Below are 18,401 nucleotides of genomic sequence, written 5' to 3'. Positions count from 1 at the left end.
ACCACCATCACCGCGGCCGAAGCCCGGAGGATGGCCTGCAACGCCACCATCATCCCCTGGGCCCTGGGTGGAGATGGTGAGGTCCTCGACGCCGGTCGAGCCAGTCGGTTCTTCCAGCCCATCCAGCGCAAAGCGTTACGGCTACAGCACAAGTGCTGCCAAGCCGAAGGCTGTGACATGCCACCGGAGTGGTGCGATGCCCACCACCTCGACCCCTGGGCCGCCGGCGGGAAGACCGATCTGAAAGACGGCGCGTTGCTGTGTCCGCATCATCACCGGCTGGCGCACAACCCGGCCTACCTTCATGAGCGACTACCGGATGGCAGCATCCGATTCACCCGCCGCCCCTGAGACGCAGCGCGGGAACTGTCTGCGCCGTAATTGAGTATCGGTGCTCAAGCCAGGCCGGTTTGAGGCCGTCGAGACTGGCCGACGTGAAGACTCTGTGGGCCGTGCTTGCCGTCGTGGCGCTGACTCTCGTCGCAGGTGTAGGCGCCTTCTGGGCGTGGGCTCAGGGATCGCCGGCGGAAGCGCGGATGCACACGCGCGCGGTGGCGATCTTCAACGCGATGGAGACCTATCCCGGCAGGACCGCCTATGACCAGGCGCGCGAGGGGGAGCGGCAGGGAGACGTGGAGATCCTGGTGGCGTCCGACAGTCCCGAGGACGGCAGGCGGATCGTGCTGGCGATCACGGCGCACCACGAGTGCCGAACGAACTGGGAGTGTGCCACCCGGATCTGGGCCGACTCCTCGAACACCTACTCCGCCACCCGCTGCTTCGAGTGGTCCGAGCCGCGCGACTGGGACACCGCCGACGAGGTCGACTGTCCGAGGACGACGGAGATCGACACGACGACCGCGCAGTCCGTCGAACTGCCGCACGATGCCGAGCTCCAGCTCGAGGCAGCCCTGGGCGCGGACGCCGCGGCGGCGAGCGTACGTGCCCTCACCGATCTTCCAGGGCTGGAGGTGCAGGCCGAGGGCACGCGGGTCTACGTCGCCTCCAGTGGGATCACCGGCTACTGGACCGGGCGAATGGCCACCGACTGCCTGCTCGGGTGGAAGGTTGACGGCGAGGTCGAGGTCGTACGTCTCTCCGCAGGTCCTCACGAGGATCCGGTGAGCTGTGGCTGGGAGGACGCTCGAGCCCGCGCGGAGGCGTGACGCAGTTGGTTGCTAGGAGGCTGCCGGAGGCGGAGACGGTCGATCAGGCGGCGCGCGGACCGGGCCCGACCAGTTCTGCACGGCCATCGACGGTCGGGGGCTCGGCCCCGACCTCCGGGTCGACGTCCCGTCAGCGACCACCATCGACCCCGGCGACGTCGAGCGCTGTCCATGTCCGTGGGCGCAGCAGCACCGATGATCGCCCATTCGGGGGATACCCGAGAGACGCGGGCACTTCCCGTCGATGGAGGTTCCCGATCATTTCGTCGAGGACCTGCGCGAGGGCCTCGCTGTGGTGTTGGCCGCCCGGGGAGACTGAGGGGCATGCGACGGATCGGCGTACTGGGTGGGATGAGCTGGGAGTCGACGGCGGAGTACTACCGCCTGCTCAACGAGATCGCTGCGAAGCGGCTGGGCGGACTGCACTCGGCGGATCTGCTCGTGCGGTCGGTCGACTTCGCGGAGATCGAGGAGATGCAGGCCGCCGGCGAGTGGGGGTGGGCGGGGGAGCGTCTTGCTGACGAGGCGGCGAGGCTCAGCGGTGCCGGGGCCGAGGTGATCGTGCTGGCCACCAACACGATGCACAAGGTCGCGGGTGCGTTGGAGGAGACGTACGGGGACCGGTTCCTGCATCTTGGCGACACGACGGCGGCCGCGGTCGAGGCGGCAGGTGTCGGGCGTGTGGGGCTGCTCGGCACCGGGTTCACGATGTCGCAGCCGTTCTACGCCGATCGGCTCCGCGGCCACGGTCTCGAGGTCGCCGTCCCCACCGAGCCCGACCAGGCGACCGTCCATCGGATCATCTACGAGGAGCTGTGCCTGGGGACGTTCCTGGACAGCTCGCGGCAGGCGTACTTCGAGGTCATCGACCGGCTCGTCGCTGCCGGCTGCGAGGGCGTCATCCTCGGGTGCACCGAGATCGAGCTGCTGCTGCCGATCGAGACGTACGCAGGCATGCCGCTGTTCCCGACGACCCGGCTGCACTGCGAGGCCGCGATCGAGGCTGCGCTCAGCTCTTGAGCGCCCACTCCTCGGCGAGGATCGCGTAGGAGAGGCCGTCGAGCCAGCCGCGGGTCCGGTGCAGGGAGTCCTTGACGGTGTGCGACTCGCGCCGCATGCCGAGGCGCTCCATGAGTCGCCAGGAGGCCTCGTTGTCGGCGAAGCACTCGGCGACGACGCGGCGCAGACCCAGGGGGCCGAAGCAGGCGTCCAGCACGGCGCGTACGGCCTCGGTGGCGTAGCCGTTGCCCTGGTGGGCGGGGTCGATCGTCCAGCCGAGCTCGGCCTGGGTGCCGTTGGCCTGCTCGCGCACCTCGGTCTGCGACCACGGGTCGGTGATCCGCAGCATGAGGTCGCCGACGATGACCCCGTCACGCTCGATCACCAGCGAAGGACCGATGACGTCGGGACGCTCGAAGATCGCGCGGTAGGCCGCGAGGTCCGCGAACGAGGTGGTCACCCACTCGGCCACCTCGGGCAGCCCACGGAAGGCCCAGGTCGGCTCGATGTCGGCGGGCGCCATCCGGCGGATCACGAGCCGCTCGGTGCGTAGCGGCCACTCGGCCTTCACCAGCGGATCAGGTCGGGTGTCGATCATGCGCCCACCTTCGCACCTTCTCGCTCCGGGATGCCACCGAGTTCTTCGGGGAGGCCGCCGGGGAGGTCACCGTGGCGAACGACCAGGGAGGTGACCGCGCGGGTGAGGCAGACGTAGAGACGGCGCAGACCGGTGCCGCGGTCGGGCTCGCCGGCGACGATACCCGTGGGGTCCGAGACGACCACGTGGTCGAACTCGATCCCCTTCGCGAGCGAGGCGGGAACGAGATCCAGATGGGCGTCGAACTCGGTCTCCTCGTCGGCCACCACCCCGATCTCGGCGAAGGTGAGGCCGGCCCCGGTCAGCTCGGCGCGGGCCGACGCCAGCGAGGCGTCGGGCGCGATCAGCCCCACCGATCCGGGGCGGTCCAGCGCGTCCGCGAGGGCCTCGGTGACCGACGAGGTGGTGAAGGTGAGGTCGCCGCGTGTGCGGCGCACCGCGACCGGCGGCTCCAGGTCGGGAGCGATGTGGGGGAGGAGGCGGGCTGCGTAGGCGATCACGTCGGCCGGTACGCGGAAGCCACGCGTCAGCTGCTCGACGTGACCGTCGGGCTTACCGAGGTGTGCCAGGGCATCGGCCCAGGACGAGGAGGCCCACGGCGTGGTCGCCTGGGCGAGGTCCCCGAGGATCGTCAGCGATCCCGTGGTCGAACGGCGCCCGAGCGCACGCAGCATCATCGCGGAGAGGTCCTGCGCCTCGTCGGCGACGATGTGGGCCACCGACGGCGTGCGGTCGAGCAGATCGGCGATCTCGTCGAGGAGCACCAGGTCGGCCAGCGACCATCGTGCCGCCCCGGCCGAGCGCGGTGGCTTCTCCCAGAGCAGGCTCGCCTGCTCCGCCTCCGAGAGCAGCCCGCCGGCGACCTCCGTCAGCCACGCCGCGTCGGTGAACAGCCGGAAGAGCACCTTCGCCGGTTTGAGGTCGGGCCACAGCGCGGCGGCGTAGTCCTTGACCGGCTTCGCCCGCGCCACCGCATCATGCACCCGGTCGTCGGGGGAGTCGCCCGAGCGCTCCATCTGGACCAGCACCCGGTGGGCCAGGGCGCGCGGGAGCAGGGCCCGGCCCGCTGCGTACCTCAGATCGTTGGCGCGCAGCCCCTCCAGCGCCTCCAGCGCCTCATAGGTCGGCACCCGCCAGCGTCGCGAGCCGCGCGGGACGACCAGGGCCTCGTCCGGCTCGGCGAGGTGGGACCAGACGGCCCGGTGGAGCACCGCGGCCATGCGTACGTCACCCTTCAGCGTCGCCACCGGCGCGGGCTCCTCCGCGCGGACGGTGCCATGGCTCTGCCCATTCGTGGCAACCAGCTCCGCGATCGTCGCCTGCTTGGCCTCGATCTCACCCAGCGCGGGCAGCACGTCGCGGATGTAGCGCAGGAACGAGGCGTTGGGGCCGATGATCAGGACCCCGCGCCGGGTCAGCTGGTCGCGGTGCGCGTAGAGGAGGTACGCCGCCCGGTGCAGCCCCACCGCCGTCTTCCCTGTCCCGGGCGCACCCTGCACGACGATCGTCTGGGACAGGTCGGCGCGGACCAGGACGTCCTGCTCGGGCTGGATGGTGGCGACGATGTCACGCATCGGCCCCACGCGCGGCCGCTCGATCTCGGCCTCGAGGATCGCGGAGTGCTCCTGCCGGGGGCCGGCGTCGGTCAGCGACTCGTCCTCGAAGGCCGTCAGCTCCCCGTGGGAGAACCCGTAGCGCCGCCTCCGCGCCAGCCCCATCGGCTCGGTCCGCGAGGCCCGGTAGAACGGGACGCTGACCGGGGCGCGCCAGTCGACCACCATCGGGTCGCCCACGCTGTCGGAGATGTGGCGACGGCCGATGTGGAAGCTCTCGGCTCCCACCGCAGCCGTGCGGTCGATGCGGCCGAAGAAGAGCGGCACGTCCGGATCGTCGGCGAGCTGCTCCAGCCGGTGCGCGAGGGTGGCGTCGAGGATCTCGGCGCTGACCCAGTTGCCGGCCGTCGAGGAGTCCAGCGACTCCACCTTCCGCCGCATCCGGGCCAGGTCCTGCCGGGAGGCGGCGAGATGCTCGCGCTCGGCGTCTAGGTCGTCTATGGGCATGGCTGGTTCATCGCTTCTCCGTGGCGGCAGGTTTCGATGGGGGCGCGGGGTCAAAGGCTCCAACATAGGCGACCACGGAGTGGGCGCCCAACAGGTTTATCGGGCGCGCGTTGGGCGCTTACCTGCACAATTGGAGGGTGAGCCTGTTCGATCGCTTCCGACGCCGCGGGACGCGCATGAGCCGTCCCACGGGCGAGAGCTACACCGGATCCACAAGGGTGCGCGCCGCGGACTCCACCGACCAACAGCATCTCGAGCAGTTCGTGAAGACGCGGCGTGGTGTCGAGGGGTTCGTCGAGCCGCGCACCGTCGTCAGCGAGGTCACCCTGCTGCTGGTCGCGCACGACGGCGAGTGGACCCGGCGGCGGGTGCCGTCGGCACAGTGGGCGCACAAGTTCGCCAACAAGAACCAGGTCCCGTCCTACGACGCCGCGGTGGTCGGCGTACCGCAGCGGATGCGCGACTACAACCGGCGCCAGAAGCAGCAGGGCCGGTAGGCACCGACCGAGCTGGCTCGAAACTGTCGGTGCGCGCATCTAGTCTTTGCCGACGTGGGTGAAGACCTGATGATCTCGGCGCGTGGGCTGCGCAAGTCGTTCGGCGACTTCGAGGCCGTGCGCGGCATCGACGTCTCGGTGCGACCCGGTGTCGCCTTCGGATTCCTGGGTCCCAACGGCGCCGGCAAGTCCTCGACGATGCGGATGATCTGCTGCGTCTCGCCGCCGAGCGGGGGAGAGCTGCGGGTCTTCGGGATGGACCCGGCCAAGGACGGGCCCAAGATCAAGGCCCGGCTCGGGGTGTGCCCCCAGGAGGACACCCTCGACATGGAGCTCAACGTCTACGACAACCTCTTCGTCTACGGCCGCTACTTCGGCCTGCCGCGGGCGGAGGTGAAGGGCCGGATCGAGGAGCTGCTCGACTTCGTCCAGCTCACCGACAAGGCCAAGGCGAAGGTCGACGACCTCTCCGGCGGTATGAAGCGACGGCTGACGATCGCCCGGAGCCTGATCAACCGACCCGAGATCCTGGTCCTCGACGAGCCGACGACCGGCCTGGACCCGCAGGCCCGCCATGTCATCTGGGACCGGCTCTTCCGGCTCAAGCAGGCGGGTGTGACGCTGCTGCTGACCACCCACTACATGGACGAGGCCGAGCAGCTGTGCGATGAGCTCGTGGTGATGGACCAGGGCCGGATCGTGGCCCACGGGACGCCGTTGGGGCTCATCCAGCAGCACTCCACCCGCGAGGTCGCCGAGCTGCGCTTCGGTGTCGGCGAGCACGAGGCGCTGGCGGCCAAGGTCGAGGACCTCGCCGAGCGGGTCGAGGTGTTGCCCGACCGGCTGCTGCTCTACAGCGACGACGGCGAGGCGGTCATCGAGGCCGTCCACAGCCGCGACCTGTCGCCGGTGGCCACCCTGGTGCGGCGCTCCTCGCTCGAGGACGTCTTCCTGCACCTGACCGGCCGGACCCTGGTGGACTGATGGCCGACTACGCCGATTCCGCGCCGGGGACCCGGCCGACAGCGCCTTCGGGGCTGGTCTCCGGCGCGCTGCGGATGGGCGACTACTGGCTCACCGTCCTGGCGCGCACCTGGAAGGGCGGGGTGATCACGACCTTCGTTACGCCGTTCTTCTACGTGCTGGCGCTCGGTGTGCTGCTCGGGGGCTTCGTCGAGGCCGATCCGGCCACCCTGGAGGGAGCCGACTCCTACCTGGCGTTCGTCGCGCCGGGGATGGTCGCGGCCCACGCGATGACGATCGCCTTCTCCGAGATGACCTATCCGGTCTACGGGATGGTCAAGTGGCAGCGGATCTACTTCTCGATGATCGCCTCGCCGCTGACCGCCTCCCACATCGTGCTCGCCCAGCTGGGCTTCCTGATGCTGCGTACGTTGTTCGCCTGCGGGGTCTTTCTGCTGGTCCTGGCCCCTTTCGGGGTCTTCGAGACGTGGTGGGGCATGCTGGCGGCGTGGCTGGTGCAGGGGCTGGTCGTGCTGGCCTTCGGCACGCCGGTGCTGCTGTTCTCGCTCTCGATCAAGGGCGAGGAGTCCTTCGCGCTGATATTCCGGCTGGGGATGATCCCGCTGACGCTCTTCTCCGGCACCTTCTTCCCCGTCGCCAACCTCGGCCCCGTGCTGGAGAAGGTCGCGATGGCCTCGCCGCTGTGGCAGGGGGTCGACCTGACCCGGATGCTCGCGCTGGGCGAGATCGACTGGGCGCTGGCCGCGGTCCACGTCGCCTACCTCGGGCTGCTCGCGGGGGTCTGCTGGTGGCTCGCGGTGCGCAAGCTGGGCGAGAGGCTGGTCTCCTGAGATGGCGCTCTTCACCGCTGCCGTGGGTGCCACGGTCGCTCGGCCGCTGCGGGGCGGCGAGGCCGCCCGGCTGTTGCTGTGGCGCAACATCCTGGTCTACCGGCGCGCCTGGCTGGTGTTCATCACCGGCTTCCTGGAGCCGGTCTTCTACCTCTTCTCGATCGGGATCGGCGTGGGCGCGATGGTGGTCGGCTTCGAGTACGCCGGGAAGCCGGTCGACTACCGCGAGTTCGTCGCACCCGGGATGATCGCGGCCTCCGCGATGAACGGGTCGCTGCTGGACGCGACGTTCAACTTCTTCTTCAAGCTGAAGTACAACAAGCTCTACGACCAGATGCTGGCCACCCCGCTGCGTACGGGCGACATCGCGATCGGCGAGATCCTCTGGAACCAGCTGCGCAGCGGGATCTACGTGACCGCGTTCCTGCTGATCATGGTCGCGATGGACCTCGTCCACTCGTGGTGGGCGCTCCTGGTGGTGCCGGCGGCGCTGCTCATCGGGTCGGCCTTCGGGGCCGTGGGCATGGCCCTGACGACGTACATGACCTCCTGGCAGGACTTCGAGAAGGTCACTCTCGCGATGATGCCGATGTTCCTGTTCAGCGCGACGTTCTTCCCGGTGACGGCCTATCCGGAGTGGCTGCGCTGGATCGTGGAGGTCACGCCCCTCTACCGCGGCGTCGTGCTGTGCCGAGAGCTGACGCTCGGGGTGCCGTCGTGGGGCTCGCTGGCCTCGGTGGTCTACCTGCTGGCCTTCGGGGCGGTCGGTCTGGTGATCGTGCGGCGCAGGCTCGACGCGCTCCTGCTCACCTGAGTGGCGGCAACTCGCGTCTCACAGGCAGGATCTCCCTCGTGACGGCCCTGGTCGGCCGTCAAGATGGATGCCATGACCTATGACGCGATCACGCCCGACACCAAGGACTGGACCTGGGTCCTCGACCGGCCCTGCCCGGAGTGTGGCTTCGTCGCCGGTGCGGTGACCGCGGACCAGCTGCCCGAGATCGTGCGGGACAACGCGACCTACTGGGAGATCTACCTCGCCGCCGACAACGCGCGCGAGCGGCCCCGGCCGGGGGTGTGGTCGGCGCTGGAGTACGGAGCGCACGTACGCGACGTCCACCGCATCTTCGCCGAGCGGCTGCAGCAGATGCTGACCGAGGACGAGCCGCGGTTCGCCAACTGGGACCAGGACGTCGCCGCCCGCGAGGAGGACTACGCCGGCCAGGACCCGGTCGTCGTCGCCGAACAGCTGATGGACGCCGCCGACGAGATCGCCACGATCTACGAGAAGGTCCCGCCGGACGCCTGGGGCCGTCGCGGGACCCGGTCCAACGGCGACGTGTTCAGCGTCGAGTCGCTGGGCCGCTACCACCTCCACGACGTCGTCCACCACCTGTGGGACGTACGCTCGGCCGCCAAGCGGGCGACCGTCGCCGCCTACGACGCCGGCGTCGCGACGTACGTCCAGGGCACCTCGTTCTCCGAGGAGACCCGTTCGGTCCTGGACCGGTTCCTGGCCGAGCTCGAGCCCGGTGACCACGTGCTTGAGATCGGCACCGGTCCCGGCCACGACGCGAAGGCCCTCGAAGCCGGGGGAGTGCGGGTGCGGCGCACCGACATCAGCGAGGGGTTCGTGTCGCACCTGCGGAAGCAGGGGTACGCCGCCGCCTGCCTGGACCCGCTGACCGACGACCTGCGCGACCCGGTCCACCCCGACGTCCCCTACGCCGCGGTCTGGGCCTCGGCGACGCTGCTGCACGTGGCCCGCCACGACTTCGGGACGGTGCTCGCCCGGCTCGCCGAGGTGACCCGCCCCGGCGGCGCGCTGCACGTGTCGATGAAGGAGGGCGACGGTGAGGAGTGGACCAACCGCGGTCACATCGAGGCTCCCCGTCTCTTCGTCTACTGGCGCGAGCCCGCGCTCCGCGCGGCGCTGGACGAGGCCGGCTGGGAGGTGCTCGAGGTCGGGCATGCCGACAGCCGCCTCGGCGACGTCTGGCTCGACGTCCTCGCCCGGCGGCGCGGCTGAGGTCTGCTGAGTAGCATTCGGGTCGATGAGACACACGGAGTTCTGGTCCCGGATGGATGAGGCGCTCGGCGCGGGCTACGCGCGAGCGTGGGCACGCCAGTTCGTCATGGGCGACCTGGGCGGGCGCACCGCCCAAGAGGCGCTCGACGACGGGATTCCGCCCAAGGAGGTCTGGGCCGCGGTCTGGAAGGCCCTGGAGCTGCCGGCGCGCGAGCGGTGACGCTGGTCGCTCCGGCCTCGGTGGCCGCGGTCCAGAAACGCACCATCCTCACCCTGGTCGCGACCCAGGCGGTCGGGGCGATGGGCATCACGATCGGCATCGCGACCGCGTCCCTGCTGGCGCGCGACCTCTCCGGCTCGGAGTCGATGGCCGGTCTCTCCCAGACGACCCAGGTGCTCGGCGCCGCCGTGGCGGCGTACGTCCTGGGGCGGGTGATGGACGCGCGGGGGCGCCGGTTCGGGCTGGTGGCGGGTTACCTGCTCGGGGCGGCCGGCGGGCTGCTGGCGGTGCTGGCCGGCGTGGTCGGGTCGATGACGCTGCTGCTGGTCGGCGCGGTGCTGCTGGGCGCGACCACCGCGGCCAACAACGGTGCTCGCTACGCGGCCACCGACCTGGCGCCGGCCAGGAGCCGGGCGCGGGCGCTGTCGGTGGTGGTCTGGGCGACGACGTTCGGCGCGGTGATCGGCCCCAACCTGACCGGCGTCGCGGAGCTCTTCTCCGAGGCCGTCGGGATCCCGGTCCTCACCGGCCCGTTCGCGCTCGGAGCCATGGGGATGCTGGCTGCCGCGCTCGTGGTCGGCGTCTTCCTGCGACCTGACCCGCTGCTGGTCGCCCGGGAGGGTGCCCCGGCCACGGAGTCCTCACCGGTGGTCGAGCCTGTCGAGACCACGAGCTGGCGGCGGGCGCTGGCCGTGATCCGGGCGCGCCCCGCGCTCGCGGCAGCGGTCGCTGGCCAGGCCGCGGCCCACGCCACGATGGTGGCGGTGATGGTGATGACGCCTCTCCACATGGAGCACGGCGGCGCCGGCCTGGAGATCATCGGGCTGGTGATCAGCGGGCACGTCCTGGGCATGTTCGCCTTCGCGCCGGTCGCCGGCTGGCTCGCGGACCGGGTCGGCCGGGCCGACGTGATGGCGCTCGGCGGTGGGGTGCTCCTGGTGTCCCTGGTCCTGTGCGCCGCGGCGCCGCAGGGCAGCTCGGCGCGGATCTTCGTCGGGCTCTTCCTGCTCGGTCTCGGCTGGTCGCTGGCCACGATCGCGGCAGCCACCTCGGTCGCGGACCACACCCCGCTCGAGGTACGTGCCGACGTCCAGGGCACCGCCGACCTGATCATGGGCGTCGCCGCTGCCGGCGCGGGGGCGGTGTCGGGGATCGTCGTCGACCTGGCCGGATATCCGGCACTCGCGCTCGGCACGATCTGCCTGGTCGTGGTGCTGTTCGGGGCTGCGTACGTGGCCCGCCGGTCGGCCTGACCAGTTCTCCTCTTTCGAGGTACGACGGGACGTTCTTGTCGGTCTACCGACTGGTAACCGACAAGAACGTCCCGTCGTTTGTCGACGGGTCAGCCGAGGAGCTTCTCCATCGTGTCGATCTCGGTCGACTGCGACTCGATGATCGTCCCGGCCAGGTCGACGGCGGGCTTGAACCGGCCCTCGTCCTGCTCGGTCTCGGCCATCTCGACCGCGCCCTCGTGGTGCTCGATCATCATCTCCAGCCACATGTCGCTGAACTCGGCGTCGGAGGCCTTCTCGAGGGCATCCATGTCCTCGGCCGACATCATCCCGGGCATGTCGTGCTCCATGCCCTCCATCGAGTCGGACATGCTGCTGTCCTCGTCACCGTGGCCCTCGTGGCCGCCGTTGACGTGGTCGCGCATGGTCGAGGGGACCTCCTCGCCCCACTGCTGGAGCCAGCCGGACATGGTCTCGATCTCCGGACTCTGGGCTGCCCGGATCGCGTCCGCCAGCTCCTGGACCTCGGGCTCGAGGTCGCGGTCCATGGTCAGGTCGACCATCGACATCGCCTGGGCGTGGTGCTGGATCATGTCGGTCGCGAAGGCGACGTCGGCCTTGTTGTGCTCGGTCTCCGAGAGTTCCTGAGGCTTCGCGGACTCGTCGCCGCCGCCACAGGCGGACAGGGTCAGCAGCACGGCCAAGCCGGCCGCCGCCCACGTCGTGCGGATGAGGGGGTGGTGCTTACGCATCTGTTGTTTCTCCTTGTCAAGTGCTGTTTTCGGGGTCCGTGGAAGAGGACCGCTCAGCACCTGATGACAGAGAACGCCCACTCCGGCGGCGGGCCGGTCGCGGGATGCGTGCGGAAGGGCGTGGACCCGGCGGCCCGGGACCGGAGGTGGGAATGGGCGAACCACCAGGCAGGCGTACGCCGCCACAGTCTGCTCAGCAGCAGCGCTCCCGCCGCGATCAGGAACGCGGCGCACAGCATCATCGCCGTGTGTCCCTCACCGCCGGGGTGACCGGTGTCGTCGGCCGCGTCGTGGGCCGCGTCGTGGGTCGTGTCGTGGGTCGTGTCGTGGGCTGCGTGATCGAGGGCGTGGCTGTGCGCCACATGCGCGGCGGGCAGGCTCATGCGCCCGTGCTCGCCGTCCGTGCCGGTGCCGTGCAGGCTCAGCGCATGCATGGCCAGCAGGCCGGCCACCGTGACGACGACCGCGGTCAGCAGACCGGCGCGCGCGACCATCCGGGTCGTCCGCTCGCGTCGCACCGCCGTCCACACACAGCACACCTTAGGGAGTCGGCCACCGTTGGACAAAGCGGGCCACGAACCCGATATCGCTTGCAACTCAATACCCCTATGGGGTATGAATTGGCGGGTAGGCACCGAACGGATCCAGCAAGGGAGCGACATGACGTCGCATGACGAGCACGTGCACGCCGGACACGACCACTCCGGGCACTCCGACCACTCCGGGCACGGCGGGGTGAACGCGATGGCCGCCAGCGCCACGCTGCACTGCCTCACAGGGTGTGCGATCGGCGAGATCGCCGGACTGATGATCGGCACCGCCGTCGGCCTCAGCGCGGCGTGGACGATCGCCTTGGCCGTCGCGCTGGCGTTCGTGTTCGGCTACACGCTCTCGACCCTGCCGCTGCTCAAGTCGGGCATGGCGCTCGGTGCGGCGTTCAGCGTCGTGCTCGCCGCCGACACCCTCTCGATCGCGACGATGGAGCTGGTCGACAACCTGGTCATGGCGCTCATCCCGGGCGCCATGGAGGCCGGGCTGGTCAACGTCGTGTTCTGGGTCGGGATGATGATCGCCCTCGCGGTCGCCTTCGTGGCGGCCTTCCCGGTCAACCGATACCTGCTCCAGCGGGGCAAGGGCCATGCGCTCACGCATCAGTACCACGGCGCGGAGCCGGTCCAGGAGGGCGTACGCCGCCTCATTCCGTCCTTCTCCAGCGGCGCGCTCGCGGCCGTGGTCATCGCGTTCATGCTCGGTGGCCTGTCGGTCGCGATCGCCGACGAGATCGGTGGCGGCTCGGACGCGGCCGAGCAGGTCGAGATGCAGGGCCACTGAGGATCCGACCACCTCGACACGCCCGAACAGGTGTTCACATCGAACGCTTGTTCGGGCTACTGTGTGGTAGTAGGTGGAGCGTGGTTCGTGCTATCGCCCAGGCAAAAACCGGGTCGTGAAACACCGTGCCAGAGGGTCCCGTTCAAAACTGTCGGTGGTCCCGTCTAGCGTCTGCCTTGATGACGACGAAGACACGTGGACAAGCGGCAGGCAAGGGGAAGAAGTCTGCCCCTCAGGAAGGAAAGAACATGGCGGCAGGTGATCGCGAGAAGGCATTGGACGCCGCTCTCGCCAACATCGAGAGGCAGTTCGGCAAGGGCTCGGTCATGCGGCTGGGCGATGAGACCCGGGCTCCGCTGGAAGTGATCCCGACCGGCTCGATCGCCCTCGACGTGGCGCTGGGCCTGGGCGGTCTGCCCCGCGGGCGGGTCGTGGAGATCTACGGCCCGGAGTCCTCGGGTAAGACGACGGTGGCCCTCCACTCGGTCGCCAGCGCGCAGCGCGCCGGCGGCATCGTGGCCTTCATCGACGCCGAGCACGCGCTCGACCCGGAATACGCCAAGAACCTCGGCGTCGACACCGACGCCCTGCTGGTCTCCCAGCCCGACTCGGGTGAGCAGGCTCTGGAGATCGCCGACATGCTGATCCGCTCGGGTGCGCTCGACCTGATCGTCATCGACTCCGTCGCGGCGCTGGTGCCCCGGGCCGAGATCGAGGGCGAGATGGGTGACAGCCATGTCGGCCTCCAGGCTCGACTGATGAGCCAGGCGCTGCGGAAGATGACCGGTGCGCTCAACAACTCCGGCACGACCGCGATCTTCATCAACCAGCTGCGCGAGAAGATCGGCGTGATGTTCGGCTCGCCCGAGACCACGACCGGTGGTCGCGCGCTGAAGTTCTACTCCTCGGTGCGACTCGACGTGCGCCGGATCGAGACGCTCAAGGACGGCACCGACATGGTCGGCAACCGCACCCGCGTCAAGGTCGTGAAGAACAAGGTGGCCCCGCCGTTCAAGCAGGCGGAGTTCGACATCATGTACGGGAAGGGCATCTCCCGTGAGGGTGGCCTGATCGACGTCGGTGTCGAGGCGGGCCTGGTCCGCAAGGCCGGCGCTTGGTACACCTACGAGGGTGACCAGCTCGGCCAGGGCAAGGAGAACTCCCGCAACTTCCTCAAGGACAACCCCGATCTGGCCAACGAGCTGGAGAAGCGGATCCTGGAGAAGCTCGGGGTGGTGCCGACGGTCGACGCCCCGGCCGACGGCGAGGCGCCCGCAGCCGAGCCCGCCGGTGTCGAGGACTTCTAGTCCACAGGCGCCTGCTGACCCGTGGCTTCGTCAAAGCATGACCGTTCGTCCACCCAGGATCCCTGGGTGGACGAACGGCCCGCGCCCGACTGGCTGGGGGATGTGAGCCTCGGTGTCGAAGCCTGGGCAGGCAAGGTCGACCCCGCCCCGTCGGCCGAGCCGCCGTCCTCGTTGGTTGAGCCGTCGTCGCGACGAAGGAGCGACGACGTGTCGAGGCCAACACGGTCCCGTCGCAGCAAACCTCGCCCCGCAGACCCCGCAGACCCCAAGAACGACCCCGAGCCCGACCACGAGGCGATCGCCCGCAAGATCCTTCTCGACGCCCTGACCGGGCAGGCGCGCAGCCGCAAGGAGCTCGCCGACAAGCTGGAGAAGAAGGAGGTCCCGGCCGCCCTCGCGACCCGGCTGCTGGACCGCTTCGAAGAGGTCGGCCTGATCGATGACGAGGCCTTCGCCAGAGCCTGGATCGCCAGCCGACAGCCCGGAAAGGGCCTGGCCAGGCGAGCCCTGGCCCAAGAGCTGCGCCGCAAGGGCATCGACGACGACGTGGCCCGCGACGCGCTCGATGAGATCGATCCGGACGACGAGCGTGAGGCCGGCCGGCGGATGGTCCGGCGCAAGCTGCGCTCCTTGGAGCGCTTCGACGACCAGACCAAGACCCGGCGTCTGGTCGGGATGCTCGCCCGCAAGGGATACGGCGCCGGTGTGGCCTACAGCATTGTCCGCGAGGAGCTCGCTCTGGCCGATGACGATGGTGGCTACGGTGTCGTGTCAGAATCCGACCTGTGAGTGAGCAGCAAGAGCGCGAGATCCTGACCTACGACCTGTTCGGCACCGCAGTGCGCGATATCGCCCAGAAGGTCGTCGACAGCGGCTACGAGCCCGACATCGTGCTCTCCATCGCCCGTGGCGGCCTGGCCCTCGGGATGGGCCTGGGCTACGCCCTCGACGTGAAGAACCTGTCCGCGGTCAACGTGGAGTTCTACACCGGCATCAACGAGCGTCTCGACGTCCCGATCATGCTCCCGCCGACGCCCGCAGCCGTCGACCTGACCGGGATGAAGGTGCTCATCGCCGACGACGTCGCCGACACGGGCAAGACCCTGGAGATCGTCCACGACTTCTGCGAGGGCCATGTGGCCGAGGCCCGCACGGCGGTGATCTTCGAGAAGCCGTGGACCGTGATCAACGCCGACTACGTCTACAAGAAGACCGACCGCTGGATCGACTTCCCGTGGTCCTCCCAGCCGCCGCTCGTCGACCGCCGCGGCGGCCAGGCTCACTGAGTCCGCGGCGTTAGCCTGGGAAACATGTTCACGCCGGTCGCCGTCCACACCGGGACGCACCGTCTCGGCGGCGTGACGCGCCCGGGGGAGAGCTGGGCATCGGCGGCGACGAGGATCGCCGGGCGTCCTGCGTACGCGGTGGACCTCTCCGGTGAGGTGAAGGAGTTCTCCTCCGACCCGATGCCGGTGGTGGCGCTGCGGCCGATGACCCGCGGCGACCTGCCGCACCTGATCCGCTGGCTCAACGCGGAGCACGTGCACCGCTGGTACGCCGTCGACGGCGAGCCGACGCCCGAGTGGGTGACGGAGAACTACGGGCCCGACATCGACGGGAAGACCCCGGTGACGTTCTGGGTGATCGAGGTCAACGGGCGCTCGGTCGGCTTCTGCCAGGACTATCGGATCAGCGACGAGCCCGACTATGCACTGCTCACCCCCGACCCGGACGCGATCGGCTTCGACTACGCGATCGGGGAGCCGGCCTTCGTGGGTCGGGGGATCGGGCCACGGATGGCCTGGGTCTGGCTGACCTCGATCCCGCGCCGCTATCCCGGTGCGACGGCATGCTTCGCGGCCCCCGACCACCGCAACGCCGCCTCGCTGCGGATGCTCGCCAAGGTCGGCTTCGAGCAGGGCACCTGGTTCGACGAGCCCCAACCCGACGGCTCGACGACCACGATGGTCGGCTGCTCGCTCGATCTTCGGCGCGTACTCGGCTGACGACCCGCGCGGCGGCACCTATGGTCAGGACATGAGCCTTCTAGAGGAGCTGCGGCTGCCGGCCGGATCGGTGGACCTGCGGAAGTACGACACCAACTCCGCGCCCGGCGTCGGCGCCGACAAGGCGACCGGCAAGCAGGTGCTCGCCGAGCTCGGCCCGACGCTGCTCGAGCTGCAGACCAAGCTGTTCGCCTCCAAGGAGAGCGACGATCCCCGGCGGGTGCTGCTCGTCCTGCAGGGGATGGACACCTCCGGCAAGGGCGGTGTGCTCAAGCACACCGTCGGTCTGGTCGACCCTGTCGGCGTGAAGATCACCAGCTTCAAGGCACCGACAGCCGAGGAACGGGCCCACGACTTCCTGTGGCGGATCGAGAAGGCGGTGCCCGACCCCGGCTACCTGGGAGTCTTCGACCGTTCCCACTACGAGGACGTGCTGATCGGCCGCGTCCGTGAGCTCGCCGCCCCCGAGGAGATCGAACGGCGCTACCCCGCGATCAACGACTTCGAGAAGCGGCTGGCCGACGACGGCACCGTCATCCTCAAGTGCATGCTGCACATCTCGCCCAAGGAGCAGAAGAAGCGGCTCCTGGCCCGGCTGGAGGACCCGACCAAGCACTGGAAGTACAGCCCCGGCGACATCGACGAGCGTCAGCTGTGGCACGACTACCAGAGGGCGTACGAGATTGCGCTGGAGCGCACCAACACCGAGTACGCTCCGTGGTACCTCGTGCCGAGCGACAAGAAGTGGTATCGCAACCTGGCCATCGGCGAGCTGCTCCTGGAGACCCTGGACCGGCTCGATCTGGACTGGCCCGCGCCTCGCTTCGACATCGCCGAGGAGAAGAGACGACTGAAAGAGGACACCATCTCGTGAGTGAGCGCCAGCGAGCGAACCATGAGAGCATCACGCGGCCGCGCCCGTATTCTGGCGCCTGCGCCACGGGTGTGGCCGCGTGAGTCTTGAGACGGTGCGGGTGACCAGGTATGTCACTCCGCTCCGGGAAGGCGGCAGCCTGCCCGGGATCGTGGAGGCCGACGACCTCGGCACCTATGTCTGTAAGTTCCGCGGCGCCGGGCAGGGGCTGCGGGTGCTGGTCGCGGAGGTGATCGTCACCGGTCTGTGCCGGGCGCTCGACATCCCGACGCCGGACCAGGTCGTGCTCGACCTCGATCCCGAGATCGCCCGCTACGAGGCCGACGAGGAGGTCCAGGACCTGCTCAACGTCAGTGCGGGGCTCAACCTCGGCATCGACTTCCTGGCGGGTGCTTTCGGCTACGACGCCGCCTACCAGCCCGACCCGTCGCTGGCCGGGCGGATCCTGTGGCTGGACGCGCTGATCGCCAACGTCGACCGCTCCTGGCGCAACCCCAACATGCTGCTGTGGAACGGCGCGCTCTACGTCATCGACCACGGCGCCTCGCTCTACTTCCACCACGTCTGGCCCGGCGGCGGCGGAGACCCGGCGCGCTATGCGGCGCAGCCCTTCGACACCTCCGAGCACATCCTGCGGGCCTTCGCCGCCGAGGCACTCGCCCAGAACGATGACCTCGCCACGCGGCTCGACGACGCGGTGCTGGAGAAGGTGCTCGCCGACGTACCGGACGAGTGGCTCGAGCCCGTTCCCGGCTATGACACCCCGGAGTCGCTGCGCGAGCGCTATGTCGCGTTCCTGAGGGCTCGCCTCGACGGCGGCCGCCCGTGGCTGCCTGTGGTCGATCCCGCCCAGGAGGCGTGATGGACGCCTACCAGTACGTCGTGCTCCGCTGCGTACCCCGCCCTGAGCGCGAGGAGTTCCTCAACGTCGGCGTCGTTCTGCACTGCCCCGAGCAGAAGTTTCTCGCCGCTCGGTGGACGCTCGACGAGCAGCGCCTGGCCGCCTTCGCACCCGGCCTCGACCAGTCGCTCGTGCGGGCCGCTCTGGAGTCGGTGGACCTGATCTGTGCCGGTGCCGCCCACGCCGGCTTCGGCGCGGGCGTCCGCGCCACGGCATACGGCATCCGGGCGCTCTCAGACAACGAGTCGGCCCGCTTCGGCCTCCTCAAGGCCCCGAAGTCCACGGTCCTCCAGCCCGGACCCGTCCACGGTGGTGTCACCACCGACGCCGCCGCCGAGCTCGACCGCATCTTCACCCACCAGATCGGCTGAACGCACCGCTGGTCGAGCCGCCGGAGCCGCTAGGCGGAGGCGTGTCGAGACCAACACAGTCTGATGGCGCGCTCGATAGGACTGTGTTGGTCTCGACACGCTCGCTGGCGCTCGCGGCTCGACCAGCCGTGGCTAGATCGGCTGAAACTCGCCGAGTCGGCCCGTCCTGACCAAAACCTCCGCCGAGTCGGCTCGTCATGACGAGCCGACACCGGGGGGGGTGTTGTGAAGATTCGCCGACGC

General features: G+C 69.6%; 22 protein-coding genes. 18 read left to right on the top strand and 4 right to left on the bottom strand.

Annotated features, from left to right (window positions below; all coding sequences use genetic code 11):
• The 3 genes from ABZ796_RS26520 to ABZ796_RS26510 form a co-directional block, all read left to right on the top strand.
• On the top strand, positions 1-351 hold a 351-nt coding region (locus ABZ796_RS26520), incomplete at its 5' end, for an HNH endonuclease signature motif containing protein (protein ID WP_357341070.1).
• Between the two features lie 83 nt (positions 352-434).
• Positions 435-1,166, top strand: coding sequence for a hypothetical protein (locus ABZ796_RS26515; RefSeq protein ID WP_357341069.1), 732 nt, complete (start codon positions 435-437; stop codon positions 1,164-1,166).
• A gap of 324 nt (positions 1,167-1,490) precedes the next feature.
• Complete coding sequence (locus ABZ796_RS26510; RefSeq protein ID WP_357341068.1) at positions 1,491-2,186, top strand: aspartate/glutamate racemase family protein; 696 nt, start codon at positions 1,491-1,493, stop codon at positions 2,184-2,186.
• Here the strand turns inward: ABZ796_RS26510 and ABZ796_RS26505 are convergent.
• The gene (locus ABZ796_RS26505; RefSeq protein ID WP_357341067.1) at positions 2,176-2,763 is read right to left on the bottom strand and encodes a GNAT family N-acetyltransferase; all 588 of its coding nucleotides are present in this window, start codon (positions 2,761-2,763) and stop codon (positions 2,176-2,178) included. The two genes, ABZ796_RS26510 and ABZ796_RS26505, sit on opposite strands and share 11 nt — an antisense overlap.
• Positions 2,760-4,823, bottom strand: a complete 2,064-nt coding sequence (locus tag ABZ796_RS26500; protein WP_357341066.1) for an AAA family ATPase — start codon at positions 4,821-4,823, stop codon at positions 2,760-2,762. The genes ABZ796_RS26505 and ABZ796_RS26500 overlap by 4 nt, the downstream gene beginning before the upstream one ends.
• Before the next feature lie 176 nt (positions 4,824-4,999).
• On the opposite strand from ABZ796_RS26500, the gene ABZ796_RS26495 reads away from it, so the two are divergent.
• From ABZ796_RS26495 to ABZ796_RS26465, 7 genes are all read left to right on the top strand, one after another.
• Positions 5,000-5,320 (top strand): hypothetical protein, encoded by a 321-nt coding sequence (locus ABZ796_RS26495; RefSeq protein WP_357341064.1) that lies wholly within the window; start codon positions 5,000-5,002, stop codon positions 5,318-5,320.
• Positions 5,321-5,389: 69 nt separating this feature from the next.
• Positions 5,390-6,304, top strand: a complete 915-nt coding sequence (locus tag ABZ796_RS26490) for an ABC transporter ATP-binding protein (RefSeq protein WP_357341071.1) — start codon at positions 5,390-5,392, stop codon at positions 6,302-6,304.
• On the top strand, positions 6,304-7,134 hold the full coding sequence (locus tag ABZ796_RS26485; RefSeq protein ID WP_357341062.1) for an ABC transporter permease: 831 nt from the start codon (positions 6,304-6,306) through the stop codon (positions 7,132-7,134). Before ABZ796_RS26490 ends, ABZ796_RS26485 begins: the two co-directional genes overlap by 1 nt.
• Position 7,135: 1 nt before the next feature.
• Complete coding sequence (locus ABZ796_RS26480; RefSeq protein WP_357341060.1) at positions 7,136-7,948, top strand: ABC transporter permease; 813 nt, start codon at positions 7,136-7,138, stop codon at positions 7,946-7,948.
• Positions 7,949-8,020: 72 nt separating this feature from the next.
• On the top strand, positions 8,021-9,163 hold the full coding sequence (locus ABZ796_RS26475; RefSeq protein ID WP_357341059.1) for a methyltransferase domain-containing protein: 1,143 nt from the start codon (positions 8,021-8,023) through the stop codon (positions 9,161-9,163).
• Positions 9,164-9,188: 25 nt separating this feature from the next.
• Positions 9,189-9,383, top strand: a complete 195-nt coding sequence (locus ABZ796_RS26470; RefSeq protein WP_357341057.1) for a DUF3046 domain-containing protein — start codon at positions 9,189-9,191, stop codon at positions 9,381-9,383.
• Entirely contained in the window at positions 9,380-10,636 is a 1,257-nt protein-coding gene (locus ABZ796_RS26465) for an MFS transporter (RefSeq protein ID WP_357341055.1), read from the top strand. The genes ABZ796_RS26470 and ABZ796_RS26465 overlap by 4 nt, the downstream gene beginning before the upstream one ends.
• An 89-nt stretch (positions 10,637-10,725) precedes the next feature.
• On the opposite strand, the gene ABZ796_RS26460 is transcribed toward ABZ796_RS26465, so the two are convergent.
• Positions 10,726-11,367 (bottom strand): DUF305 domain-containing protein, encoded by a 642-nt coding sequence (locus tag ABZ796_RS26460; RefSeq protein WP_357341053.1) that lies wholly within the window; start codon positions 11,365-11,367, stop codon positions 10,726-10,728.
• A gap of 53 nt (positions 11,368-11,420) precedes the next feature.
• Positions 11,421-11,897, bottom strand: coding sequence for a hypothetical protein (locus ABZ796_RS26455; RefSeq protein ID WP_357341052.1), 477 nt, complete (start codon positions 11,895-11,897; stop codon positions 11,421-11,423).
• Positions 11,898-12,027: 130 nt separating this feature from the next.
• Here ABZ796_RS26455 and ABZ796_RS26450 point away from each other — a divergent pair, with 130 nt between their 5' ends.
• The 8 genes from ABZ796_RS26450 to ABZ796_RS26415 all read left to right on the top strand — a co-directional run bounded on the left by ABZ796_RS26450 (position 12,028) and on the right by ABZ796_RS26415 (position 18,158).
• Positions 12,028-12,699 (top strand): DUF4396 domain-containing protein, encoded by a 672-nt coding sequence (locus ABZ796_RS26450; protein ID WP_357341050.1) that lies wholly within the window; start codon positions 12,028-12,030, stop codon positions 12,697-12,699.
• Between the two features lie 248 nt (positions 12,700-12,947).
• The gene (gene recA / locus ABZ796_RS26445; protein ID WP_091040930.1) at positions 12,948-14,006 is read left to right on the top strand and encodes a recombinase RecA; all 1,059 of its coding nucleotides are present in this window, start codon (positions 12,948-12,950) and stop codon (positions 14,004-14,006) included.
• A 66-nt stretch (positions 14,007-14,072) separates the two neighbouring features.
• On the top strand, positions 14,073-14,795 hold the full coding sequence (locus ABZ796_RS26440; protein WP_357341046.1) for a regulatory protein RecX: 723 nt from the start codon (positions 14,073-14,075) through the stop codon (positions 14,793-14,795).
• Complete coding sequence (locus ABZ796_RS26435) at positions 14,792-15,292, top strand: phosphoribosyltransferase (RefSeq protein WP_091040933.1); 501 nt, start codon at positions 14,792-14,794, stop codon at positions 15,290-15,292. Before ABZ796_RS26440 ends, ABZ796_RS26435 begins: the two co-directional genes overlap by 4 nt.
• Before the next feature lie 24 nt (positions 15,293-15,316).
• Complete coding sequence (locus tag ABZ796_RS26430) at positions 15,317-16,012, top strand: GNAT family N-acetyltransferase (protein WP_357341044.1); 696 nt, start codon at positions 15,317-15,319, stop codon at positions 16,010-16,012.
• Between the two features lie 31 nt (positions 16,013-16,043).
• The gene (locus ABZ796_RS26425; RefSeq protein WP_357341042.1) at positions 16,044-16,886 is read left to right on the top strand and encodes a PPK2 family polyphosphate kinase; all 843 of its coding nucleotides are present in this window, start codon (positions 16,044-16,046) and stop codon (positions 16,884-16,886) included.
• A gap of 79 nt (positions 16,887-16,965) precedes the next feature.
• Entirely contained in the window at positions 16,966-17,748 is a 783-nt protein-coding gene (locus tag ABZ796_RS26420; RefSeq protein WP_357341040.1) for a HipA family kinase, read from the top strand.
• On the top strand, positions 17,748-18,158 hold the full coding sequence (locus ABZ796_RS26415) for a DUF3037 domain-containing protein (protein ID WP_357341039.1): 411 nt from the start codon (positions 17,748-17,750) through the stop codon (positions 18,156-18,158). The genes ABZ796_RS26420 and ABZ796_RS26415 overlap by 1 nt, the downstream gene beginning before the upstream one ends.
• Positions 18,159-18,401: the final 243 nt, after the last annotated feature.

The organism is Nocardioides sp. NPDC047086 (assembly GCF_040643685.1).
In the GTDB taxonomy this organism is placed as follows: domain Bacteria; phylum Actinomycetota; class Actinomycetes; order Propionibacteriales; family Nocardioidaceae; genus Nocardioides.
Note: the sequence above shows the minus strand (reverse complement) of the source record. Positions and strands in the feature narration are given on the sequence as shown.